The organism is Flavobacterium sp., from assembly GCF_027484705.1.
Classification (GTDB): domain Bacteria; phylum Bacteroidota; class Bacteroidia; order Flavobacteriales; family Flavobacteriaceae; genus Flavobacterium.
Window position 1 is genome coordinate 1 of sequence record NZ_JAIXSL010000019.1, and the last position, 22,652, is coordinate 22,652.

A 22,652-nucleotide genomic window follows, 5' to 3' on the forward strand; every position below is an offset into this window, starting at 1 on the left:
ATGTATTTACAATTGGAGCTAATGTTAGTTTAATTCCAAACGTTTCTGGCGGAACGGTGACAAGTTATAGTGTTTCACCTGCTTTGCCTTTGGGACTTAATTTCGACACAACAACCGGAGAAATCTTCGGAACGCCAACGGCAATTTCAAATGGAATTTATACTGTGACTGCAATGAATTCCGGCGGTTCAACTTCTTTTGATGTGGAAATTACTGTGGACAATCCTTTAAACAACAATCAAAATGATTTTGAAAACATTACGGTTTATCCTAATCCATTCGAGGAAGTTATTCATATCAATGGCAACATTAATGGAGTTTCTTACCAAGTGTTCTCGATTGACGGAAAGCTGATTCAGAAAGATAAGCTTCTAAACAATGATATTGAATTCAGGGATTTACCGACAGGAGTTTATTTGTTACAGTTGTTTTATCAAGAAAAAGTTCAGACGTTGAAAATTATCAAACAATAAATAGATTGTAAAACTGTTTGAGCATAAAAAAGGAGGAAATTATTTCCTCCTTTTTTATATTTCATTCGTATACTGTTCTAAGGCAATATCCCAGTTTTTTATTGTTTGCTTAAATGTCTTTTCTATTTTTGACTTATCTAAAACGCTGTATTCAGGGCGTTTGGCCGGCGTCGGATATTGAGCCGTTGTGATGGGTGATAAAGCTATTGAAACATGATTCACTTCGAAAATCTTTTTGGCAAAGCCATACCAACTCGTGTTGCCTTGGTTGCTAAAATGATAAATTCCGTAATTTTTACTATTGCTTTTTATGATGGTCAGCAGCATTTTTGCCAAATCTACTGCGTGCGTTGGTGTTCCGATTTGGTCATCAACGACACTTAATGAACTTCTTTCCTGTGCCAGTCGTAGCATGGTTTTCATAAAATTATTGCCAAATTGGGAATAGAGCCATGAAGTTCTGATGATGAAATAGGTTTTCATGGTCTTGATTATGGCCAATTCTCCTTCGCGTTTGGTTTTTCCATAAACACTCTGAGGATCGGCGGCATCCGTTTCTAGATAGGGCGTTTTTTTATTTCCGTCAAAAACAAAATCAGTAGAAATATGTAATAAAGTCGTATTGAAAAGTAGGCAAACTTCGGCCAGATTCTTGGCGCCATCAACATTAATCGATTGGGCTTTTTCAATTTCTGTTTCGGCTTTATCGGTAGCTGTATAAGCCGCAGCATTGATGCAAAAATCGGGTTTCAATGCTTTCCAAACCGATTTGATGTCTTCGATTTTAGCAATATCAAGTGCCGTTGAACCAAGAAAATGAAATTGTATTTCGGGATAATCGGATGCAATATAATGCACCGCTTGCCCCAATTGGCCGTTGGCCCCTACAACTACGACTACCATGCGCTTCGTGCTTTTTCGAAAGTGGGCAGGATCGCGTCTTTTTCGGAAATGATGAGCTCGGCTTCATCAAACTGCCATTCGATGTTAAGTGTAGGATCATTATAGATGATGCCGCCTTCGGATTCCTTATTGTAAAAATTATCGCATTTGTAGAAAATGGTGGCCGTTTCGCTCAAAACCAAAAAACCATGTGCGAATCCTTTAGGAACAAAAAGTTGTTTCTGATTTTCTGAGGAAAGTACGATGGTCAGATGCTGGCCGTAAGTTTCCGAATCTGGTCTGAGATCAACGGCTACATCGAGAATTTCACCCGACAAGACGCGTATCAGCTTGGATTGGGCGTGCTCACCCACCTGATAATGCAATCCTCTTAGAACGCCTTTTGATGAAAAAGACTGGTTGTCCTGAACGAAATGAATGTGCTCACCTGTTTTTTCGTGAAAGGTTTTTTCATTAAAACTTTCCATAAAATAACCGCGATGATCATCAAAGATTTTAGGTTCTATGCAATAACAACCTTTTAATGGGGTGGCAATAAAATTCATGGTTATAAAATGCTTAACAAATGGGCTCCGTATCCGCTTTTGAGCAAAGGCTGGGCTAATGATTTTAATTGTGCGGCGTCAATGAATCCCATTTTAAATGCTGCTTCCTCAATCGATCCTATTTTCAATCCCTGACGCTCTTCAATCACCTGAACAAACTGCGAGGCCTGCATCAAAGAATTAAACGTTCCGGTGTCGAGCCAAGCGGTGCCTCTGTCGAGTATGCTTACTTTGAGCTTTCCGCGTTTGAGGTATTCTTTATTGATGTCGGTGATTTCTAATTCGCCGCGGTGGCTTGGTTTGATATTGGCAGCAATTTCTACTACATCATTGTCATAAAAGTATATACCGGGAACCGCATAATTTGATTTGGGGTTTTCGGGTTTCTCTTCAATGGACAAAACATTGCCATCAGCATCAAAATCAACCACGCCGTAACGCTCCGGATCCTGCACATGGTAGGCATAAATGATTCCACCTGTAGGATTGTTATTCGCCAAAAGCAATTCCGACAAACCAGTACCGTAGAAAATATTATCGCCCAGTACCAAAGCTACTTTATCGTTTCCTATGAATTCCTTTCCAATGATGAATGCTTCCGCTAAACCATTCGGGTTTTCCTGAACAGCATATTCGAAACGGCAGCCTAACTTTTGCCCATCGCCTAATAATTGTCTGAATAATGGTAAATCATGAGGCGTGGAAATAATCAATATTTCTTTGATGCCTGACCACAATAAAGTGGAAAGCGGATAATAAATCATCGGCTTGTCGTAAATCGGCATGAGTTGCTTGCTTACGGCCAGTGTCAATGGATGCAATCTGGTGCCTGAACCGCCGGCTAAAATGATTCCTTTCATGGGATTATTTATTTTTTGCTGCTTGTGTTTTATAGAAACTGATAAATATAGACGCCAACAAATAAAGTCCGATAAACAGTATGGGCAGTATCAATTTCAGTTTGCCGTTTATAGATTTAGTATTGAGTAAATTGATGGTCGTGCTATTGGTTTTAATGATTTTATCGGTGCCGACCAAACCTAGTCGCAAGCCGCCGTTTTCTGAAATCAGTTCGTTTTTGGTCTGGATCACTGCATTCAATTGCGTATTTTCATTGTAATAGATCAGCTTGTCACTTTTCGCACTGGCTTCGGACTTACCATAATCGTTTAAAAAACCATCAATTTGTGCGATGATCTCGTTATTTCTGAGAATTTTAGTTTCTGCATTTTTGATGTATACGCTTTTCATCTGCTCAAAATAAACACTATTGTTGAAATAGGCCATCAACGGGTCTATGATTTCTTTCAGGTTTATGGGTTTGTTGGTGGTAAACGAAATTAAATGAAAGGCATAATTTTTACTGGTCATTTTTTCTTCAACAATCTTTTTCAAATCTCCGTCATCGGCCATTAATTTCAACAGCTCGAAATTGAGTACGTTGCGGTCCTTATCACCGGAGTTAATGAATTTATAGATGTCAATCACCGGCGCAATGTCGATTTTTACTAGTTTTGACGGATTCTTGATTCCTATCGCTTTTAAGAAAACGGAGTCTCTCTGTTTTATTTTTGAGGTCAACAAGGCTACTTTGGCATACAAATAATCCGTACTTTCAAAATTGGGCTGAACAATAATCTCATGGTCATAAACTTTGTTGGTTTTGTCAAAATACATCCCCAAACCAACACCAATAACAAATAAAATCCCAAGAATGACAATGTGTTTTAAAACAAATTGAATGGCCTTAAAAATCATCGTGTTGATGCCTTGAAAAAATTCTCCAATCTTAGCCGAAATTAAAAACAAATCGATTTGCTGATCGTCTGAATTCCTTTTTTCGTTTGTACTCATAATGTAGCGTTTATTTTATGTTGAATATTTGCTCTAATATTTTTATCGTAATGAGATAAGTGGGTTTCACACCTGTGGTTCCCAATCCGCCTGAAGCCAAAGTGCTTCCGGTTTCTAACGGATTATCCGAAGCGTAATAGGCATAACGCACTTTCACATCAGGATTGATGCTTTTTCTGATTTTCGATGCCGATTGAATCGCTTTCTGATAGTAAGCGCCTTCCATTTCCAGACCAATCACGCCCCAGGTGGAATCATGGAAAAATTTCAACAAATCCTTATTCTGCAATGAAGTTCCCAAAACGGTAACCATCGGCCCGGCAAAAACTGGAATGCCGTTGCCGTCGAGCATCGCTGCAGTCAATTCGTTCACAAAAGGATAATTGTCACCAGTTCCTTCGTTAATGTGCGCCGAAGGAATCATGATATCGCCTTTTCCACCTTGCAAAATCCCGGCTTTTCCCATGATCGAAACCGATTCGACGTTGAGAAATACTTTCTTGATTTTGGTTTCCTGATAAGGTTTTAATAATTCATCGATGGTTTCATACGCCTGTTCTCCAAACGCATAATCCATCACAATGATTACTGGTGGTTGTGCGTCGATTTTAGCATTTGGGAACGATGATTTTTTCCAGTCGATTTTAGCGGTATCGAAAATCTGCACATCGATGTTGGTTCCCGAAGTATCCGGAAGCGAAATCATTCCGTGCTGATGGGCAAAAGCCGTCACCTTATCGCGAACCTCGTGTGCACCGGATTTGCTGAGTTCTTCGTAAATAAAGAAATCCGATTGGTCTTTGAATTTGGTTTTGAGCACATGCGTCGCGAAAATCGAATTCATCACGCTGTGCATGTTCGCGCTGATGATATGAATCGGGCGGTCTAAAAGTCCGTTTTGCATCAGCACATCTTTGATGTTGTTCGCCCAGATTTCTCCGTGGATGTGGTGCCCCAAACGTTCCCTTAAAATCGGGCTGAACGTGATGGTTCTTTTGGTGCTGTCCATGACTTCCTCAAGCGCCAGTTTTCCTAACCAATAAATGACATGCAGGAAACGGTCTGGTTTTTCGGCAATTCCGAACGCATCGTAAATATCCAATACTTCGGCAAAGGTTCTTCCGAGAATGTTAGCGGTATGCGAAATGGTTTTTTCTTTCTCTTCGAGCGTCAGTTTTTTATTCTGTAGCACGGCTTGTTCCAGTTTAAGCCAATCGCGTGTCACTTCGCCGCTTTCGTCAATGAGAATACGGTCTTTGATTTTATGTGATTCAATGAAAATAAACGTCAGGTGCGTCAGGATATCATAAATGTCCGAACGTCCGCGGGTGATTTCAACATTCATTTGCTCCTCATCGATGCGGTAACAATTTCTTCTTCTTTTGGGCGGAATGATGGCTTTGAAATGCGATTTCGAATAGCCTTCATCCGAAGTCAGGTTGATGAAACGGCATTGCTCAATTCCAATCGGCAGCCTTTCGATAACATATAAAAGTCCGCTAAGTTCTACTTTTTCTTCAGCAATAGTTCCGTAAATTTCCGGACGAAGCGACAACAATGCCTCGCGCAAAGTTTCTCCTGAGACGCCCATCGGTTTGTAGAAGCCTCGGTTGAACAAATGGCGCATGGTGATGTACAGTTTCTCAACAGCGCTTGAAGATTCCTGTGCTCTTGATCGTACGATATTTTTAATTTCTTTCATTAAGGTATATATTTTTTAATCTTTTGATGTCCATTTTCGGCCGTCTCTTTTCCTTATATTTCAATTTTCGACCGCGTAATTTACATTATTGTTATTTATTAACCGGCAAATGTAAGGTTTTTATCTTTTAGTTGGTTAGCATCAGACGGATTACCGGTTCATAGACCATCATTTTATCGGTTGCATTATCGGCATTGCGCTGGGTTTTTTTGATCCATTTTCCGCCTGAATACGCAAAGGTAAAATCTCTTTCGATCGCGGCATAAAGCACAAAAGGATAATACGTTATTTTGGTTTGGGTTTGTTGTGTGTTCGGATTGATGATGGTTTTTTCTACCTTGTTCTTTTCAATAATCAGTTTTTCAAAGCCGACGAAAATGCCATCTTTGGGCATTCTTAGATTGAATTTGGTCACACTGAATTTCGTTCGTTTTTCGCCTTTGCTTACCGAGACGATAAAATCTTTCGCCAGCAATTCTTCGCCCGGAAAACCACTGGCGCCGACGCTGTAAAAATGAATTTTAAAAGTAGCGTCATCAATCTGGCTGTCGGTTGAAATGATGACTTGTTTGATGAATTTTGTTTTTTTGTAAGAAGGAAAGTATGGGAAAAACTTTGTGTCGATTCTCGGTCCGTTGTCAAAAGCCTGGAAAATCTGATTGTCCGTTTCGCCGATTTCTTTCTCGCGGGTTTCAAATCGTTTTGAGATGGTCACCTCATCGAGTTGGTAAGCCATTGGTTTTAAATAGACTTCAGCAGTTTTTGCCAAGCCCACTTTTTTCTTTTCGAAACCCAAAGCTGAAAAAATCAGGTTTTTGCTTTGCTCTGAAACGTGTATTTTGAACGCGCCGTTTTCTTCAGAAGTCGCGCCTAGATTTTCGTTCTCCACCGAAATGTTGACGAACGGAATCGGTTGTTTGGTGATGCTGTCTTTGACGACGCCTTTGATTTGCGCTGAAACAGAAATACAGATCAAAAAAGTTAATAATACATTTAAGTTTTGTTTCATTTTAATGGGAGGTTTTCAACACATTGACGATATTTCTATCATTACTCAAACGCGGAATCTTATTCTGTCCGCCGAGTTTTCCGATCGATTTCATATAATCCTGAAAGCCGTTTTTGGCTACAGGCGTGACAACCAAACGCCGCAATACTTTACCGACAATCAGGTCGTCGTAATAGACATTCTGTTTTCGCATCGATGCCTCAATCGCTTCGGCGAAAATATTTAAGTCCGCTGGTGCATTTTCAAACTCGATGAACCATTCGTGGTAAGGCAAACCTTCTGTTGGTGTGATTTGAGGCGCCACAGTAAATTCATTGATTCGAATTTCGGTTCCCAGAATCGCTTCCTGTAAAGCCTGCTCGACTTCTTTGCCGATGACATGTTCGCCAAAAGCCGAAATGTAATGTTTGATCCTTCCCGAAACAATCACGCGGTATGGTTTTGTGGAAGTGAACTGAATCGTGTCGCCAATATTGTAACCCCAAAGTCCGGCGTTGGTTGAAATGATTAAGACGTAATTCACGCCAATTTCAACTTCGCCAATCGTATAGCGTTTTGGGCTTTCGGTGAAGAATTCCTCAGATTTGATGAACTCATAAAAAATCCCCGAGTTCAAAAGCAATAACATTCCTTTTTCTTTTTGGGAATCCTGGTACGCGAAAAAACCTTCAGAAGCCGGAAACAATTCAATGCTGTCGACTTTTCTGCCAATCAGGTTTTCAAATTTTGCGCGGTACGGTTCGTAATTCACGCCGCCGTAAATAAACAAATTGAAATTTTTGAAAATGTCACCAACCGACTTTCCTGCTTTCTGCTGTAGCTTTTCAAAATACATCTGCACCCATGAAGGAATTCCCGAAATCACGGTCATGTGCTCAGAATAAGTTTCTTCAACAATCGCATCGACTTTGGTTTCCCAATCTTCAATGCAATTCGTTTCCCAAGATGGCATGCGATTTTTCTGTAAATATTTAGGAACAAAATGCGCTACGATTCCGGACAACCTTCCGAGTTTGATGCCGTTTTTTTCTTCGAGCATCGGGCTTCCTTGCAGGAAAATCATTTTGCCATCGACAAAATCCGCTTTTCCGGTTTCGTGTATGTAATGCAAAATCGCATCGCGCGCCGCTTCGATATGAAAAGGCATCGATTCTTTCGTTAGTGGAATGTATTTCGCGCCAGAAGTCGTTCCTGAAGTTTTCGCAAAATACAACGGTTTTTCTGGCCAAAGAATGTCCTCTTCGCCTTTCACGACAAGATCGACGTAGCTTTTCAAGGCTTCATAATCGCGAATCGGAACGTGTTTGGAAAAATCTTCATAAGTATGAATCTCAGCAAAATGATGGTCAATACCGAACTTGGTGTTTTTCGCTTGTTGGATCAAATCCTTAAAAACCTGCTGCTGCGTTTCAATGGGATGGTTCGCCCAACGTTGCGTCTTGTTGACGATGTATCGGGCAAATAATCTAGCGGCGAAAGTTTTTACAGACATAGTCGATTATTCAAATTCGATGAATTGCGTCGGATCGATCGCGTAGCCGTCTTTCCAGAGTTCGAAATGCAAATGCACACCGGTTGATTCTTGTCCTGTTGAACCTGCCAGCGCAATGACTTCGCCAGTTCGCACGACATCACCTTGGTCTTTGGTTAAAGAAGCGGCGTGTTTGTATACTGAAATAAACCCATTGTTGTGGCGTATGATAATGACGTTTCCGGTTGAAGGCGTCCAGTCGGCAAAAATGACCGTTCCGTTTAAGATGGCTTTGATTGGCGTGTTTTTCGCGAGCGCGACATCGACGGCATAATGCTTATTTTTTGAACTGAACTTTTCGGTAATTGATCCTTTCGCTGGCGGAAAAAGTACTACACTTACTTTCGATTGCGCTTTTTCGAAAAGGTTGTATTTGTCTTCATGCGCGACTTCTTCGCGGAGTTTTAAATCAGCTTCGGAAGGCTTCGTTACTTCGCTATCATTGGTTTCCACTTTAGTGGCATAAATCGAATCTTTGCTGTATTTGGCAAATTCAAGATCGCCCGTGAGCACTTTTTTAATGGAAGCGATGTAAGCTTCGTTTTTCTTCACGGCATTCGTGAGCGAATCTGACTTCAAAGCCAATTCCGTAGCGTCTCTTTTAAGTTTGTCCGAAGCGTAACCCGGAATAAATTCCCGCAGCGGCGTAAAGGCAATGATGAAAGTCGTCATCGTGATGATCAAAACCGTGCCGACCGTAGCGACCACAAACACATTCATCAAGGTCAGCCTTAAAGAAAAAATCTCCTCGAACGACTCTTCGTTGAGGATCACCAAACGGTTTTTGGTGAATAATTTTTTCTTGATCAGCTGGCGTTTGAGCCTTTTCTTGGTCATGCTTTCAGTTTAGGATACAAATATAGAAATTATGTTAGTGTAGCCTTAGGGTTTGCGGAGTAAAATAGCTCCGGAACATTAACGCAGCCAAATCATAAATATTTGCCAAGGAATGAAAACAATTGTGATATTTTCTATTTATCTTTGCCCCGATATTATTACCAATTTGCTTCGGCAACAAATTATTACATCATGGGAAGATTAGGTGTTACAGAAATCCTTATTATATTATTGGTGGTTCTTTTACTTTTCGGAGGTAAGAAAATCCCGGAATTGATGAAAGGCTTAGGAAGCGGAATCAAAGAATTCAAGAACGCTGCTAAAGACGACCAATCGGCTGAGAAAAAATCAGACGAAACAAAATAAAAGAAATGTCCCGGTTTTCGGGACTTTTTTTTGCTGTAAAATCATTGATAACTGAATTCTTTTACGCTCTTCATCAACATCGGTGACTTTGACCTCAACATGCTGGTGCAGTTTCACGACTTCATTGACATCCGAAACAAATCCGGCTTTGAGCTGCGATATATGCACGAGCCCACTTTCCTTAATGCCGATATCGACAAAGCAACCGAAGTTCGTGATGTTATTGACAATGCCCGGCAAGATCATTCCGGTGCGAAGGTCTTTGATTGATTTTACATTGGCATCAAATTCAAAGACTTTAGCGGATTGTCTCGGATCAAGTCCGGGTTTTTCGAGTTCCTTAAGAATGTCTTTCAATCCTAAAACCCCAATGTCTGCCGTGACATAATTTTCGGGTTTGATCTGCGCGGTCTTTTCTTTATTGGCAATCAATTCGTTGACGGAAACCTTTAAATCCTTGGCCATTTTTTCAACAATCGGATACGCTTCTGGATGTACCGCTGAATTGTCGAGCGGGTTTTTGGCATTCGCAATCCTGATAAACGCGACGCCTTGCTGATAGGCTTTTTCTCCGAGACGCGGCACTTTTTTAAGTTGCTTCCGGTCTTCAAACGGACCATTTTCCAGACGATATTGTACGATGTTTTCGGCAAGCTTCTCTCCTATTCCACTGACGTAACTCAATAATGATTTGCTTGCAGTATTGATGTTGATGCCGACAGAATTTACACAACGAATCACGGTATTGTCAAGTTCTTCTTTGAGTTTGGTCTGATCGACATCGTGCTGGTATTGTCCTACTCCGATAGCTTTTGGGTCAATTTTTACGAGTTCGGCTAGCGGATCAGAAAGCCTTCTACCGATCGAAACCGAACCGCGAACCGTCACATCGAAATTCGGGAATTCCTCACGTGCGATTTTAGACGCGGAATACACTGAAGCTCCGGCTTCACTCACTACAAAAACCTGAACTGGTTTGTCAAAAGCGATTTTCTTGATGAAGAATTCGGTTTCGCGAGAAGCGGTTCCGTTGCCAATGGAAATCGCGTCAATCTTATAGGCGTTGACCATCGAACGGATTTTTTTCATCGCAATGGCATCTTCGTGTTGTGGCGCATGCGGATAGACGGTTTCGTTGTAAAGCAGATCGCCTTTTTCATCGAGACAAACCACTTTACAGCCGCTTCGATAACCGGGATCGATTGCAAGAATACGTTTTTCACCCAACGGTGGCGCCAACAACAACTGGCTCAAGTTCGTGGCAAAAACCTGAATCGAATTCGCGTCAGCTTTGGCTTTGGCTTCCTGTAAAGTTTCATTCGAAATGGCCGGAACCAACAAACGTTTGTAACTGTCTTCTATCGCCAATTGCAAATGCGGCGTACTGTCGTTGTTTTTTTTGATGATCGAATTTTCAATGGTGGTGATCGCTTCTTCAGGTTCGATCTCGACTTTAATCTTGATGAAACCTTCATTTTCAGCACGCAACATAGCGAGCAAACGGTGCGCCGGCGTTTTGGAAACGTTTTCAGACCATTCGAAATACTGATTGAATTTCTGCGCGGCTTCATCCTCTTTTTTAGTCTTGACGACTTTGGTCGTGATGGTTGCGGTGCGTTGAAAAAGCCTTCTGAGCAATTTGCGCACATAAGTGTTTTCGTTGATCCATTCGGCGATGATGTCGCGGGCGCCTTGTAAAGCTTCGTCTTCGTTGACAACTTTGTCGTTAAGGTAACGCGAGGCTATAAAATCAATGTCGTCGTTGTTTTGCGCCATGATGATTTTGGCGAGCGGCTCGAGTCCGTTTTCGCGCGCGACATCGGCTTTGGTTTTCTTTTTCTTTTTATAAGGCAAATAGAAATCCTCAAGTTCCTGCAGATCAAAACTGTCGTTGATTTTTTTGGCAAGTTCGGGCGTCAGTGCTTTTTGTTCTTCGATGGATTTCAAAATGGCTTCCTTGCGTTTTATAATCTCGTCGTATTGTTTGTTGCGTTTGGCAATCTGTTCGATCAAAACTTCGTCTAGGTTTCCGGTTTGGTCTTTCCGATAGCGCGCAATGAATGGAATCGTACAATCTTCGTCTAATAATTGCACGGTTTTTTGAATATTGATGGCCGAGGTCGCCACAGTCTGTTTGATGAAATCGATGTTTGTCATGATGGAAACTGGGAAATTTTATTCCTGGATAATGTAGTCTTTGGTGCATTGCTTCCCAAATTCTGGTTGGATTGTGCAATGGTTGATCTCGAATTCGTGAAAAAGCACTTCTTCAATCGTGTCGACAAGTTTGTTGAATTCGACAATCGTCATATTTTCTTTGCAATCCAAGTGCGCCTCAAAATGCAAAATGTTGTCATTAAGATGCCATAAATGAATGTGATACAATTGGTGAATGCCTGTTTTTTGATGGACGGTTTCAACGATTTTTTCGATTTCAAGATGTTGCGGCGTGAACAATAACAACATTTTTGTCGACGTTTTCAAGATATCGAAACTCATATAAATCAGATAAAGCGCAATCAGGAATGTCAATACGCTATCGATCCAGAACCATTGGAAATAATACATCAGAATCCCGCCGATTAAAACCGCCACAGAAGCGAGCATGTCGGTAAACAAATGGATGTAGGCCGATTTCATATTAAGGTTATGCTCAGAATCTTTTTTAATCAGCAGCGCTGAAAAACCGTTGAATAAAATCCCCAGCAAAGACAACCCAATCACCAATTCCGAACCAATATGCACCGGATTTGAAAAACGTTCGATGGCTTCAATGACAAGAAAAATAGCGACAATAATTAACGTAGCCGCATTGATAAACGCCACGAAAATCTCGGCTCTTTTATAACCGAAAGTACTGTTAGCATTGGCTTTTCTTTTTGACAATCGATGTGCAATCAGACTTAAAACGAGCGACAAAACATCACTGAAATTGTGCAGCGCATCGGAAATCAAAGCCAAACTTCCCGAAACAAAACCGCCAACAATCTGTGCCAAAGTAATCGCGATGTTTAGCCAAATGGAGGCTGAGAGATTTTTATCGGTTACTTCATGATGATGATGATGGTGGTGATTGTGCTGGTGCGCCATAAATTAACAGGAAATTTTGTTGACGCGGTTGGCGTGTCTTCCGCCTTCGAAAGTTGTATTTATAAAAGTTTCCACCATGTCAACTGCTTGAGGAATCGAAGTGAATCGTGCCGGAATACTGATAATATTAGCGTCATTATGCTGGCGTGCCAAGCTTGCAATTTCTTTGGTCCAACATAAAGCAGCTCGCACTTTCGGATGTTTGTTCACCGTCATTGCGATGCCGTTTCCGCTGCCGCAGATGACAATGCCAAAATCTACTTTACCTTCAGAAACATCATTCGCGACCGGATGGCCGAAATCTGGATAATCGACACTGTCAAAAGTATCGGTTCCGTAATTGGTCACTTCATGTCCTTTATCGCGAAGCATCTCGAGAATGGCTTTTTTATATTCGGGGCCGGCGTGGTCGTTGCCTATGGCTATTTTCATAATCGTTATTGTTGTGTTGTGGGGCAAATTTAATCAATCTTAGTGAAGTAATTCTTTTTTGCTTATCATTATCAAAGAAAAGCGATTGAAATAAAAATTAAATTCTAAAACATTCTAGAATATTTATAAAGTCTTAATAATCAGCTGTTTTATCGTTTATAAATAGTTAATTTTAAGTTATGTTAATAGTTTTTTTTAAACGCTTGATAGTCAGTTTACTTTAATTTAACATCCAATGTTTATAACTTGAGATAGAAAATCAGAACTTTTTCTTGGTGGTGTCTTTTAAAATTGTAATGCAAAACGTAAGTCGAAAAAACAAATTTAGTTTGGCATTTTTTTGGAATAGTTATGCGTAAAATTTAGCCGGTTGTTAACAAAAAAACGCAAACAACTTATCTACAAAACAACCTCTTTTTTTGTTGTCAACAACTGTTGATTATTTTTCAATTTAACTTAAAAATGAATCATTTATCTATTGAAACTGATGTTAACAAATCGTTATAAAAAAAGATAAGTACAAAACCATCATTCTAAAACGAAAGTTATTGTAACTATTAACACGCTATAATAACCATCATAAATTAAATTTAAATTCGTTCTCTTTGTTTTTGTTTTTAATAGCTGTTGAAAACTTTCAAATGATATTTAGGTTTGGCCGGTTTAGTTCTTCTATAATTTCTTGAACGCTATTGATATCATTCGGATGTACTTTAAGTTGAATACCGCCATAAGCGATACTTGCTAAAGAATCAATTGAAATCAGATTCTCATTCTGAAACAGATACGGAATTCCTTCATGATCTAAAATCGTTTTTAGAATCGTGATTTCGTGCGAATAATTGAAAGTGACTACGGTAACAAACTCCATAATCTTTTTTTATAAAGATAATCAAATGTTAGTTTTCTATTAAAACTCCAGACTTATCACTTATAACTTGCAACTATTTCGTAATTTTCAAGCTTTAAGAAAAAGATCTATGAGTAAGAAGCCTAAAAAATTTGGCAAAAGCGAGAAAACCTTCTCCGAAAGAATTTTAAAGATATTGTCCAAAAACGCCAATAAACCTTTCAACTACAAACAAATAGCCGCAATCCTCGAACTTGACGATACCAAAAGCAGGAATGAAATCATCAAAGATTTAAAGATTCTCGCCGCGCAGAAAGTCATCGTCGAATCAGAACCCGGAAAATATTTAGTCAAAGCCGTCAGCCAGGATTACTACGAAGGCACGATCGATATGACCTCGAGAAAAACCGCCTATTTCATCTGCGAGGATTTCGAAGAAGATGTTTTCATCCCGACCAACAACCTGAACCACGCTTTAGATAAAGACAAAGTAAAAGTCTATGTGTATAATCGCCGTCGCGGTAAAAAACCAGAAGGTGAAGTGATTGAAGTACTCGAACGTGCCAAATCAGAATTTGTCGGTGTCATCGATATCCAGAAGAATTTTGCTTTCGTGACGACCGCGAATGCTAAAATGTATACTGATATTTTCATCCCGAAAGATAAGATTGGCGAGGCCGAACAAGGCGATGTCGTCATCGCAAGAATTGAAGATTGGCCTAAAAAAGCTGACAGTCCGTTTGGTTCTATCATTAAAGTTTTAGGAAAACCTGGCGAACATGATACCGAAATCCATGCGATTTTGGCCGAGTACGGATTGCCTTATGATTTTCCGATTGACGTCGAATTGTATGCGCAAAAAATTGACACCTCGATTCAGGAAAGTGAAATCAAAAACCGTCGTGACATGCGCGATACGCTGACCTTCACGATCGACCCGAAAGATGCCAAAGATTTTGACGACGCGCTTTCATTTAAAAAATTAGATAACGGCAACTACGAAATCGGAATCCATATTGCCGACGTTTCTTATTATCTTCAGGAAGGAACGATACTTGACGATGAAGCCTACAACCGTGCGACTTCCGTTTATCTGGTCGATCGTGTGGTGCCGATGCTTCCTGAAGTATTGTCGAATTTTGCCTGTTCGTTACGTCCACAAGAAGAAAAATATACTTTTTCCGCCATTTTTGAAATCAATGAAAAAGCCCAGGTGATGAACCAATGGTTCGGAAGAACCGTGATTTTTTCAGATCAAAGATTCGCCTACGAGGAAGCACAATATATCATAGAAACCAAAGACGATACGATTCCCGCGGAAACTTCCATCACAGGAAAAGCTTATAAAGTCGATGCTCCGATTGTCGAAGCTACTTTAAAACTCGATGAACTTGCCAAAATTTTGAGAAGAAACCGAATGGCCAATGGCGCGATTTCGTTTGATAAGGTTGAAGTGAAATTTAACCTCAATGAAGAAGCTGAACCGGTGGGCGTTTATTTCAAAATTTCGAAAGATGCCAATCATTTAATAGAGGAATTCATGTTGCTTGCCAATAGAAAAGTGGCGGAATTCATCGGAAAGCAAAAGAAAACGTTTGTGTACAGGATTCACGACGAACCTAACGAAGATAAATTGATTAACCTACAAACGATTATTTCTAAATTCGGTTACAGTATTAATTTCAAATCGAAAGCGGACATTTCAAAATCATTGAACAATTTGTTGAACGATGTCGTCGGCAAAAAAGAACAGAATCTCGTTGATACGCTGACGATCCGAAGTATGAGTAAAGCCAAATATTCCACAGATAACATCGGACATTACGGTTTGGCTTTCGATTATTATTCGCATTTCACTTCGCCTATCCGACGTTATCCTGATGTGATGGTGCACCGCTTGCTGCAGTATTATCTCGATGGAGGAAAATCCGTAGATGCAGAGTTGTATGAAGAAAAATGCGAACATTCCTCAAGCATGGAAGGTTTGGCGACCAATGCCGAGCGTGACAGCATCAAATACATGCAGGTGAAATACATGCAGGATCACAAAGACCAGGAATTCTTGGGTGTGATTTCCGGAGTTACAGAATGGGGAATTTATGTGGAGATTGTAGAAAACAAATGCGAAGGTATGTGCAGAATCCGCGAAATAAAAGATGATTATTATACGTTTGATGATAAACAGTATGCGTTGGTTGGCGAGATTTCAAAAAATATTTTGCAACTTGGTGATGAAGTGATTGTCAAAGTCAAAAACGCGGATCTTGTCAAAAAGCAACTTGATTTTCACTTCATCAGAAAAAATGATACCGTATGAAAAAAGGATTCTTAACATTGTTTTTCGCAACGCTGGGCATGGTGGCGCAACAAAAAAAGGTTGGCGATTTTAATAAAGTAACGGCTTTTGACCAAATTGATGTGATGTTGGTTCCATCAAAAGAAAATAAAGTAATTTTGAATGGCAAAGGCTCTAAAGAAGTTGAATTGATCAATAAAAACGGAGAACTCAAAATCCGGATGCCACTGACCAAATTACTCAAAGGCGACGATATTTCGGCAACGGTTTATTACAGCAAAATCGATGCGGTGGAAGCGAATGAAGGCTCTCGAATTGCGAGTGAATCGGCTATTCAAGCAACTGATTTTAACATCATCGCAAAAGAAGGTTCGACGATTGAATTACTGCTCGATGTTGAGGATTTGCAAGCCAGAATTAGCAATGGCTCTAAAATAAACCTTGAAGGAACCGCAACCCAACAAGATGTTTTGATCAATTCTGGCGCTATTTACCATGCTTCAAATTTGAAGACTAAGCATACCACCATTACAGCAAATGCTGGCGGCGACGCAGAAATCAACGCTTCGGATTCTGTTGATGCTAAAGTCAGGGCTGGTGGTGATATCGTCATTTACGGAAAACCTAAAGACATCAACCAGAAAGTAATCGCCGGCGGAAAAATTTATGAAAAAGAAGAATAAAAAGAATTATTGCTATTTTTACATAAAAACCAATCGATGATTGAAGATATTATTACCGGAATTCCGTTGGGTATTTTTCTAAGTTTTCTGGTAGGCCCTGTTTTTTTTGTATTGCTCGAAACCAGCGCTGTAAAAGGATTCAGGGCAGCATTTGTGTTTGATATTGGGGTAGTATTGGCTGATATACTTTTTATAGCCGTAGCTTATTTCAGTAGTTATCGATTGATTCAAAGCATCAAAAACGATCCGGCAATCTTTATTTTTGGCGGTATTATGATGCTTACTTATGGCATTATTTCATTTCTAAAATTAAAAAAAGTCAGCAAGAATATTGATGAAATCGCTGTGGAAGAACTCATCAAAAAGAACTATCTAAGTTTGTTTTTCAAAGGTTTTTTTCTGAACTTCATCAACGTGGGCGTGCTTTTGTTTTGGTTTATGATTCTCATTACCATCGGACCAAAACTCGAGTTGGATACCATGAGAATGATCACTTTTTTCTCTACAGTTTTACTGACTTATCTGATTGTTGATATAGGTAAAATACTTTTAGCCAAACAGCTTAGAAACCAAATGACACCATCGAATATCTTAAAAATCAAGAAAGTAATCAGCATCCTGTTGGTGATTTTCGGGCTGGTGCTGATGTTTCAGGGTTGGTTCCCTAGCGACCAGAAATTGGTAAAGAAAGCACTGGAAAAAATCGAATAAATCCAATCTTAACTTTTTTTGCTCCATAAAAAAAGCTGCAAACGTTATTGTCTGCAGCCTTTTTCAATAAGCGTATTTCTATTAGTTGAAATGTTTCGAGATGAATAAAATAAGGTTTTCATCACTCATTTTGTTGGAAGTACTTTCGCTTGATACGGCATTTTTATATTGTGGCGTATCGGCAAGGAATTTCATAAACTGTTCTTGAACCTGTCCTGTTCCGATGATGTGGATCTCATCGATATTCGGCATTAGAACTGCAATTTCTTTGAAGAACTTATGCGTTAAACCAATTTCTTTGTTGTGAGCGGTTTTCTCGTTCGGATTGTGATTCGGCCCGCTACTGTTCACATGCCCAAGGATTATAAAAGAATCGTTATCGGTTTCTTTACCGACAATCGTTGCGTGAACAGAGTCCATCCAGACTCCGAATTGTTTTGTTTTTTGATCAGACATGATTTTTACTTTTATTAAAGGTACGCCTTCTTTGAAGTAAATATTCTTTTTTGTGTTAAGATTGTGATTGCGAATCCGCTTAGTTTAAGAATTCATTTTCATTATCCTAACCTTCAAAATAAGACACAAAAAAACCTCTAAATTGCTTTAGAGGTTTCAGAGGCATCGTCCGGATTCGAACCGGAGTAGGAGCTTTTGCAGAGCCCAGCCTAGCCGCTCGGCCACGACGCCATTAATATTGGTGGGCAAACTTAATAAATTATTTTGAATTCTGAATTTTAAATGCTGAAATTCTTCGCAAATTCCATGATCCTAGTTTCTGTATTCTTCCATTTCAATCGTAACCGCTTCAACATCACCGCCAATCGGAGGATTGATTTTGGAAACCGCCAGAACAATTCTTGATACCGATGGGATTTCCTTAAAAATTCTGGTAATAATTCTATGCGCAACATGTTCCAATAATTTCGAACGGATCGCCATTTCTTCGACCACGATGCGGTTCAGCAACACATAATCTACGGTATCTTCTAAATTATCACTGATCGAGGATTTTCTCAAATCGGTTTTAATTTCCAGATCAACGGCATAATCAGACCCGATTTTTCCTTCTTCTACTAAACAACCGTGATACGAGAAGGTTCTGATGTTTTTTAGTTTGATATTTCCCATTGTATGTTTATTCGTGAATGTCGTTATTTACTTCGTCTGTTCGCATTTTTAAAATGCTCGAGTGTTTATTCGATAAAAGTACAAAATAATCATAAGTGCAAATAACCAAATCAACACATAACCATATTGCCAACAATTTTGATAACTTTGCGACACTAAATTTTGATTATGTCCACTGAAGAAAAGTCACTGAATTTTATCGAGCAGATTATCGAGGAAGATCTCAAAAACGGCTTGTCGCCTGACAAATTGCGTTTTCGTTTTCCTCCCGAGCCCAATGGTTACCTGCATCTTGGCCACGCCAGCGCGATTGCTTTAAATTTTGGTTTAGGCATCGATTATCAGGCGCCCGTAAACCTGCGTTTTGATGATACGAATCCCGCCAAAGAAGAGCAGGAATTCGTAGACGCAATCAAACGCGATGTGCAATGGCTTGGTTACCAATGGGCCGAAGAGCGTTATGCTTCTGATTATTTTCAGCAGTTGTACGACTGGACGGTTGACTTCATTAAAAAAGGGAAGGCTTATGTTGACAGTCAAAGCTCGGAAGCCATGGCTATGCAAAAAGGAACGCCAACCACTCCAGGAACGGACAGTCCATATCGAAATCGCTCCGTGGAAGAAAATTTAGACTTATTCGAGAGAATGAAAAATGGCGAATTCGAAGAAGGCACCCATATTTTGCGCGCTAAAATCGATATGAAATCGACCAATATGCTGATGCGCGATCCAATCATGTACCGCATTCTTCATAAACATCATCACAGAACCGGTGATGCCTGGTGTATTTATCCTATGTATGACTGGGCGCATGGAGAAAGCGATTATTTAGAACAAATTTCACATTCGTTCTGTACACTCGAATTTTTACCGCACCGCGAATTATACGATTGGTTTTTAGACCAGATTTATGACAGTAATCTAGTACGCCCTAAGCAAAGAGAATTTGCCAGAAGAAATTTAAGCCACACCGTAGTCAGCAAAAGAAAGCTGATGCAATTGGTCAAAGAAAATTACGTAAACGGTTGGGACGATCCGAGAATGTCTACGATTTCAGGTTTGCGCCGTCGCGGTTATACGCCGGCTTCGATCCGCAATTTTGCCAATATCATCGGTATTGCCAAACGCGATAACCTGATTGATGTTTCTGTTCTTGAGTTCTGCATTCGTGAAGATCTTAATAAATCAGCGCCCAGAGTCATGGCCGTTTTAGATCCTGTGAAGTTGGTCATTACCAATTATCCCGAAGGGCATGTCGAATGGCTTGAAGCCGAAAACAACCAGGAAGATGACAATGCCGGTTTCCGTAAAGTGCCATTTTCTCGTGAACTGTATATCGAAAGGGAAGACTTTTTAGAAGAAGCACTTGCCAAATTTTTCCGTTTGAGCATCGGAAAAGAAGTACGTTTGAAAAATGCTTACATCATCAAAGGCGAAAGCGTCGTGAAGGATGTCGCTGGAAATATCACGGAAATCAATGCGACTTATGATACTGACAGTTTGAGCGGAAGCGGTTCTGAAGCCAGTCAGCGAAAGGTTTCCGGCACATTGCATTGGGTTTCGATTGAACATGCGGTTCCCGCCGAAGTGCGTTTGTATGACCGTTTGTTTGTGGATGAAGCGCCAGATTCGCATAAAGAAAAAGACTTTTTAGAGTTTGTCAATCCGGATTCTTTGAAAATCGTTACGGGTTATGTAGAGCCAAGTCTGAAAACCGCGCAGATTGAAGATAAATTCCAGTTCCAGAGATTGGGTTATTTTACTGTCGATAAAGATTCGGTGGCCGAAGGTTTGGTGTTCAATAAAACGGTCGGGCTTAAAGATGCCTGGGAAGAAAAAGGCAAAAAAGACGAGAACAGCATCAACAATTCGTTGAAGGAAATCAATAAATATTTCAAAGTTGAAACTCCGGAAGAGAGAAACGCCGTCGAGAAAATGATCAGCGAAAGTATCCAGTCGATTGCGAATTTCAGCTTATTGCAAAATGCGTTGAAGAAAAATATCAACAATAATAAAAGTTCGCTCTTGTTTGCCAACTTCCTGTTGAAACATTCCGACAAAATAAAACCATCAGATTTTGATACCGAAACCATTCACAAATTATATTCGATGTCGATGAAAAGCGAATCTGCTTTTGTGCGTTTGGAAACCATCAATAATTTAAAAAATGATCCGATTAATTTTGAAAATATAAAATCGCAAATAATCGATTTGAAAAATTCGGAAAAAAACGAATCGGTGCTTTTGGTTTTGCATTCGATTTTATCCTAAAAGCAACTATTATTTTAAACTATCAAAAGCGTCTCATTTCAGGCGCTTTTCTTATTATTATAAATAACTATTATTTTTTAAATTATTATTGCGAAAGACTATTAAAAATAGCGCTTTTAAATTGGCTCTAAAGCCATTTTTTAATAAAAACAAGTTCTTGGTCATTTGTCGACAAAAGAAGCTAATCACGCGCTTTATTTTAAATTTCGACCATCTAAAACGTACTTTTGAGTGTTGTTAACCGGTAGTTGTTAATAAAGTCGTACCTTTAACTAAGTGAAATTTTAAATCTATAGAATCATGTCAAATAAAACAGGAAATACCGTAGTGGCACTTTTAATCGGAGCGGCTTTAGGAGCTGTTGCCGGAATTTTGTTTGCGCCCGATAAAGGTTCCAAAACCAGATCGAAAATTAAAGACGGTTTTGACGATGCCCAAAATAATTTGAAAGATAAATTCGATCACGCGACCGAAGACGTCAAAGAAAAAATAGCTGATGCCAAATTCGATCTTGAGGAAACTTATGATGATTTGGTTTCTAACATGAGCCACAAAACCGAAGACGTCATTTCTTTTTTGGAAACCAAATTGGCCGACCTCAAAAAACAGAACGCCAAACTTCAAAAATAACGCGATGGCTTTTGACGAATTAAAAGAACAAACCGAAGACATTCAGGATCAGGCGCAGGCTTACATCGAAAGTAGTGTCGCGTATTATAAATTATGGGGATTCAAAGTGGCGATGAAATCGACTACGATGATGCTCAAATTTACTTTAATCCTGTTGTGCTTTAGCATGGTTTTGCTGTTTGGTTCGTTTGCAGCTGCCTTTGCCATTGGTAAAGCTTTAGACAGTTACGCTTTGGGATTCCTAATAGTGGCGGGCGTTTATGCCGTTTTCACGGGGCTTTTATTTTTGATTAAAGATAAAATCGTCGAGGGTAAGATTATGCAGAACTTTTCAGAAATCTTTTTTAACGACTGATTATGGAAGCCAAAAAATATTCCTCTTACGCTGAAATCGACCGCGACTTGGAAATCCTCAAACTTGAAAAGGATATCCAATACCAAAAGCTTGTGCTGAGCATTCAGAACACCAGAGAAAGTTTTACACCGCAGGGCATCGTGAAGAATTTCCTTGGTTCGTACAAAACCATTTTATCAGAATCTTATCTTTCCATTCTCAATATGGCGCTTCCTTATTTGGCCAAATGGTTGTTCAAAAAATGGAAGGATCGATAATTTAAGCCTAAAAATGTTCGTTAAATACGATTAAACAAAGTATTTTAGCGACTATAAATAATCGTTTATGAAAAAGATTCTAATCATATTAGCTGTAATCATAGCTAGTTTTCAAACCAGTGCACAATACCGAAATAAAGATGGAAACCGAATCGGAATTTCAGCGGGTATTTCTCAAATGACCTTATTGTCAAGCAACTTCAAAGCGAAACCAGAAATGGGATTCATGGGCGGCTTGTCGGTGCGCGGAAATTATTACAATGATTTCAGTATGACCTACGGAATGCAGTTCATCAACAACAGTTTTTCTCTGGAAACTTTAAGCAAATTAGGCAAAAAAGAAGATGTGAAATATACCGTTTCGGGTGTTCAGGTTCGATTAGTATTGAGTTATAATATTGTTGAAGATTACTTCGCCGTCGATTTCGGACCCGTATTGCAAGTCAACGGAAAACTCAAGGTTCAATCCGGAAAGGAAGACAATCTTCTGACCGGAACGCTTTTAAAAACGGAAGATATTGTTGATGTTACTACAATCAATGGCAATCTGTATTTCGGGATAACCGCCGGAAGCAAAGTGGTCAAAGCTGTAATTTTCTACCAATACGGCATGAACAATTTTATGAACAAACTCAACAAAGACGACGATTTGAAGGCTTTGAATGGCGGAAATAAATTCAAAGGTAATATTGGATTACTAGGCGGACAGATTTTAATTAGTTTGTAATT

The 22,652-nt window shown here is 39.6% G+C and carries 24 protein-coding genes and 1 tRNA gene; 10 read left to right on the forward strand and 15 right to left on the reverse strand.

Going from position 1 to position 22,652, the window contains the following annotated elements; translation table 11 throughout:
* Nucleotides 1-473, forward strand: a 473-nt coding sequence (locus tag Q0058_RS11640; RefSeq protein WP_298224115.1) for a T9SS type A sorting domain-containing protein, incomplete at its 5' end; no start/stop codon positions are given.
* Between the two features lie 54 nt (nt 474-527).
* Here the strand turns inward: Q0058_RS11640 and rfbD are convergent.
* The 8 genes from rfbD to Q0058_RS11680 all read right to left on the reverse strand — a co-directional run bounded on the left by rfbD (nt 528) and on the right by Q0058_RS11680 (nt 8,854).
* Nucleotides 528-1,376, reverse strand: a complete 849-nt coding sequence (gene rfbD, locus Q0058_RS11645; protein ID WP_298224117.1) for a dTDP-4-dehydrorhamnose reductase — start codon at nt 1,374-1,376, stop codon at nt 528-530.
* Complete coding sequence (rfbC, locus tag Q0058_RS11650) at nt 1,370-1,921, reverse strand: dTDP-4-dehydrorhamnose 3,5-epimerase (RefSeq protein ID WP_298224119.1); 552 nt, start codon at nt 1,919-1,921, stop codon at nt 1,370-1,372. Before rfbC ends, rfbD begins: the two co-directional genes overlap by 7 nt.
* 2 nt (nt 1,922-1,923) lie before the next feature.
* Nucleotides 1,924-2,781 carry a glucose-1-phosphate thymidylyltransferase RfbA gene (rfbA, locus tag Q0058_RS11655; protein WP_298224120.1) on the reverse strand — a complete coding sequence of 286 codons (858 nt, stop codon included), beginning with the start codon at nt 2,779-2,781 and terminating at the stop codon, nt 1,924-1,926.
* Between the two features lie 4 nt (nt 2,782-2,785).
* On the reverse strand, nt 2,786-3,775 hold the full coding sequence (locus Q0058_RS11660; protein ID WP_298224122.1) for a hypothetical protein: 990 nt from the start codon (nt 3,773-3,775) through the stop codon (nt 2,786-2,788).
* 10 nt (nt 3,776-3,785) lie between these two features.
* Nucleotides 3,786-5,477 carry a hypothetical protein gene (locus Q0058_RS11665; RefSeq protein WP_298224123.1) on the reverse strand — a complete coding sequence of 564 codons (1,692 nt, stop codon included), beginning with the start codon at nt 5,475-5,477 and terminating at the stop codon, nt 3,786-3,788.
* Nucleotides 5,478-5,604: 127 nt separating this feature from the next.
* The gene (locus Q0058_RS11670; protein ID WP_298224125.1) at nt 5,605-6,486 is read right to left on the reverse strand and encodes a carboxypeptidase-like regulatory domain-containing protein; all 882 of its coding nucleotides are present in this window, start codon (nt 6,484-6,486) and stop codon (nt 5,605-5,607) included.
* Nucleotide 6,487: 1 nt separating this feature from the next.
* The gene (locus Q0058_RS11675; protein WP_298224127.1) at nt 6,488-7,978 is read right to left on the reverse strand and encodes a GH3 auxin-responsive promoter family protein; all 1,491 of its coding nucleotides are present in this window, start codon (nt 7,976-7,978) and stop codon (nt 6,488-6,490) included.
* Between the two features lie 6 nt (nt 7,979-7,984).
* Nucleotides 7,985-8,854, reverse strand: a complete 870-nt coding sequence (locus tag Q0058_RS11680) for a M23 family metallopeptidase (protein WP_298224129.1) — start codon at nt 8,852-8,854, stop codon at nt 7,985-7,987.
* A 192-nt stretch (nt 8,855-9,046) separates the two neighbouring features.
* Here Q0058_RS11680 and tatA point away from each other — a divergent pair, with 192 nt between their 5' ends.
* Nucleotides 9,047-9,220 (forward strand): twin-arginine translocase TatA/TatE family subunit, encoded by a 174-nt coding sequence (gene tatA, locus Q0058_RS11685; protein ID WP_298224131.1) that lies wholly within the window; start codon nt 9,047-9,049, stop codon nt 9,218-9,220.
* Here the strand turns inward: tatA and Q0058_RS11690 are convergent.
* The 4 genes from Q0058_RS11690 to Q0058_RS11705 all read right to left on the reverse strand — a co-directional run bounded on the left by Q0058_RS11690 (nt 9,203) and on the right by Q0058_RS11705 (nt 13,613).
* Nucleotides 9,203-11,377, reverse strand: coding sequence for a Tex family protein (locus Q0058_RS11690; protein ID WP_298224133.1), 2,175 nt, complete (start codon nt 11,375-11,377; stop codon nt 9,203-9,205). The two genes, tatA and Q0058_RS11690, sit on opposite strands and share 18 nt — an antisense overlap.
* An 18-nt stretch (nt 11,378-11,395) precedes the next feature.
* On the reverse strand, nt 11,396-12,310 hold the full coding sequence (locus tag Q0058_RS11695) for a cation diffusion facilitator family transporter (RefSeq protein WP_298224135.1): 915 nt from the start codon (nt 12,308-12,310) through the stop codon (nt 11,396-11,398).
* Between the two features lie 3 nt (nt 12,311-12,313).
* The gene (gene rpiB / locus Q0058_RS11700; RefSeq protein ID WP_298224136.1) at nt 12,314-12,742 is read right to left on the reverse strand and encodes a ribose 5-phosphate isomerase B; all 429 of its coding nucleotides are present in this window, start codon (nt 12,740-12,742) and stop codon (nt 12,314-12,316) included.
* A gap of 637 nt (nt 12,743-13,379) precedes the next feature.
* Nucleotides 13,380-13,613: a DUF2007 domain-containing protein gene (locus Q0058_RS11705; RefSeq protein WP_298224138.1), complete on the reverse strand. Its 234-nt coding sequence runs from the start codon at nt 13,611-13,613 to the stop codon at nt 13,380-13,382.
* A 109-nt stretch (nt 13,614-13,722) separates the two neighbouring features.
* On the opposite strand from Q0058_RS11705, the gene rnr reads away from it, so the two are divergent.
* The 3 genes from rnr to Q0058_RS11720 are packed head-to-tail and all read left to right on the forward strand — an operon-like array spanning nt 13,723 to nt 17,282.
* Complete coding sequence (gene rnr, locus Q0058_RS11710; protein ID WP_298224140.1) at nt 13,723-15,909, forward strand: ribonuclease R; 2,187 nt, start codon at nt 13,723-13,725, stop codon at nt 15,907-15,909.
* On the forward strand, nt 15,906-16,571 hold the full coding sequence (locus Q0058_RS11715; RefSeq protein WP_298224142.1) for a head GIN domain-containing protein: 666 nt from the start codon (nt 15,906-15,908) through the stop codon (nt 16,569-16,571). The genes rnr and Q0058_RS11715 overlap by 4 nt, the downstream gene beginning before the upstream one ends.
* Nucleotides 16,572-16,607: 36 nt before the next feature.
* Nucleotides 16,608-17,282, forward strand: a complete 675-nt coding sequence (locus tag Q0058_RS11720) for a LysE family transporter (protein WP_298224144.1) — start codon at nt 16,608-16,610, stop codon at nt 17,280-17,282.
* 81 nt (nt 17,283-17,363) lie between these two features.
* Here Q0058_RS11720 and Q0058_RS11725 read toward each other — a convergent pair whose 3' ends face one another.
* From Q0058_RS11725 to folB, 3 genes are all read right to left on the reverse strand, one after another.
* Nucleotides 17,364-17,738: a hypothetical protein gene (locus Q0058_RS11725; protein ID WP_298224146.1), complete on the reverse strand. Its 375-nt coding sequence runs from the start codon at nt 17,736-17,738 to the stop codon at nt 17,364-17,366.
* Nucleotides 17,739-17,898: 160 nt separating this feature from the next.
* Nucleotides 17,899-17,969 (reverse strand) — tRNA-Cys (locus tag Q0058_RS11730).
* An 81-nt stretch (nt 17,970-18,050) separates the two neighbouring features.
* The gene (gene folB / locus Q0058_RS11735) at nt 18,051-18,410 is read right to left on the reverse strand and encodes a dihydroneopterin aldolase (RefSeq protein WP_298224148.1); all 360 of its coding nucleotides are present in this window, start codon (nt 18,408-18,410) and stop codon (nt 18,051-18,053) included.
* 168 nt (nt 18,411-18,578) lie between these two features.
* Between folB and Q0058_RS11740 the strand changes: the two genes are divergently transcribed.
* The 5 genes from Q0058_RS11740 (at nt 18,579) to Q0058_RS11760 (ending at nt 22,650) form a co-directional block, all read left to right on the forward strand.
* Nucleotides 18,579-20,681 carry a glutamine--tRNA ligase/YqeY domain fusion protein gene (locus tag Q0058_RS11740; RefSeq protein WP_298224150.1) on the forward strand — a complete coding sequence of 701 codons (2,103 nt, stop codon included), beginning with the start codon at nt 18,579-18,581 and terminating at the stop codon, nt 20,679-20,681.
* 300 nt (nt 20,682-20,981) lie between these two features.
* The gene (locus tag Q0058_RS11745; RefSeq protein ID WP_298224153.1) at nt 20,982-21,311 is read left to right on the forward strand and encodes a YtxH domain-containing protein; all 330 of its coding nucleotides are present in this window, start codon (nt 20,982-20,984) and stop codon (nt 21,309-21,311) included.
* Nucleotides 21,312-21,315: 4 nt separating this feature from the next.
* Nucleotides 21,316-21,666 (forward strand): competence protein, encoded by a 351-nt coding sequence (locus tag Q0058_RS11750; RefSeq protein WP_298224155.1) that lies wholly within the window; start codon nt 21,316-21,318, stop codon nt 21,664-21,666.
* A 2-nt stretch (nt 21,667-21,668) separates the two neighbouring features.
* Complete coding sequence (locus Q0058_RS11755; protein WP_298224157.1) at nt 21,669-21,923, forward strand: DUF6327 family protein; 255 nt, start codon at nt 21,669-21,671, stop codon at nt 21,921-21,923.
* Nucleotides 21,924-21,990: 67 nt separating this feature from the next.
* A complete protein-coding gene (locus Q0058_RS11760; protein ID WP_298224159.1) occupies nt 21,991-22,650 on the forward strand; it encodes a PorT family protein in 660 nt (219 codons plus the stop codon).
* The last annotated feature ends 2 nt before the right edge of the window (nt 22,651-22,652 follow it).

Coding starts and splice junctions, on each gene's coding strand:
- rfbD (WP_298224117.1), bottom strand. CDS start 1,376: ATGGTAGTCGTAGTTGTAGGGGCCAACGGCCAATTGGGGCAAGCGGTG.
- rfbC (WP_298224119.1), bottom strand. CDS start 1,921: ATGAATTTTATTGCCACCCCATTAAAAGGTTGTTATTGCATAGAACCT.
- rfbA (WP_298224120.1), bottom strand. CDS start 2,781: ATGAAAGGAATCATTTTAGCCGGCGGTTCAGGCACCAGATTGCATCCA.
- Q0058_RS11660 (WP_298224122.1), bottom strand. CDS start 3,775: ATGAGTACAAACGAAAAAAGGAATTCAGACGATCAGCAAATCGATTTG.
- Q0058_RS11665 (WP_298224123.1), bottom strand. CDS start 5,477: ATGAAAGAAATTAAAAATATCGTACGATCAAGAGCACAGGAATCTTCA.
- Q0058_RS11670 (WP_298224125.1), bottom strand. CDS start 6,486: ATGAAACAAAACTTAAATGTATTATTAACTTTTTTGATCTGTATTTCT.
- Q0058_RS11675 (WP_298224127.1), bottom strand. CDS start 7,978: ATGTCTGTAAAAACTTTCGCCGCTAGATTATTTGCCCGATACATCGTC.
- Q0058_RS11680 (WP_298224129.1), bottom strand. CDS start 8,854: ATGACCAAGAAAAGGCTCAAACGCCAGCTGATCAAGAAAAAATTATTC.
- tatA (WP_298224131.1), top strand. CDS start 9,047: ATGGGAAGATTAGGTGTTACAGAAATCCTTATTATATTATTGGTGGTT.
- Q0058_RS11690 (WP_298224133.1), bottom strand. CDS start 11,377: ATGACAAACATCGATTTCATCAAACAGACTGTGGCGACCTCGGCCATC.
- Q0058_RS11695 (WP_298224135.1), bottom strand. CDS start 12,310: ATGGCGCACCAGCACAATCACCACCATCATCATCATCATGAAGTAACC.
- rpiB (WP_298224136.1), bottom strand. CDS start 12,742: ATGAAAATAGCCATAGGCAACGACCACGCCGGCCCCGAATATAAAAAA.
- Q0058_RS11705 (WP_298224138.1), bottom strand. CDS start 13,613: ATGGAGTTTGTTACCGTAGTCACTTTCAATTATTCGCACGAAATCACG.
- rnr (WP_298224140.1), top strand. CDS start 13,723: ATGAGTAAGAAGCCTAAAAAATTTGGCAAAAGCGAGAAAACCTTCTCC.
- Q0058_RS11715 (WP_298224142.1), top strand. CDS start 15,906: ATGAAAAAAGGATTCTTAACATTGTTTTTCGCAACGCTGGGCATGGTG.
- Q0058_RS11720 (WP_298224144.1), top strand. CDS start 16,608: ATGATTGAAGATATTATTACCGGAATTCCGTTGGGTATTTTTCTAAGT.
- Q0058_RS11725 (WP_298224146.1), bottom strand. CDS start 17,738: ATGTCTGATCAAAAAACAAAACAATTCGGAGTCTGGATGGACTCTGTT.
- folB (WP_298224148.1), bottom strand. CDS start 18,410: ATGGGAAATATCAAACTAAAAAACATCAGAACCTTCTCGTATCACGGT.
- Q0058_RS11740 (WP_298224150.1), top strand. CDS start 18,579: ATGTCCACTGAAGAAAAGTCACTGAATTTTATCGAGCAGATTATCGAG.
- Q0058_RS11745 (WP_298224153.1), top strand. CDS start 20,982: ATGTCAAATAAAACAGGAAATACCGTAGTGGCACTTTTAATCGGAGCG.
- Q0058_RS11750 (WP_298224155.1), top strand. CDS start 21,316: ATGGCTTTTGACGAATTAAAAGAACAAACCGAAGACATTCAGGATCAG.
- Q0058_RS11755 (WP_298224157.1), top strand. CDS start 21,669: ATGGAAGCCAAAAAATATTCCTCTTACGCTGAAATCGACCGCGACTTG.
- Q0058_RS11760 (WP_298224159.1), top strand. CDS start 21,991: ATGAAAAAGATTCTAATCATATTAGCTGTAATCATAGCTAGTTTTCAA.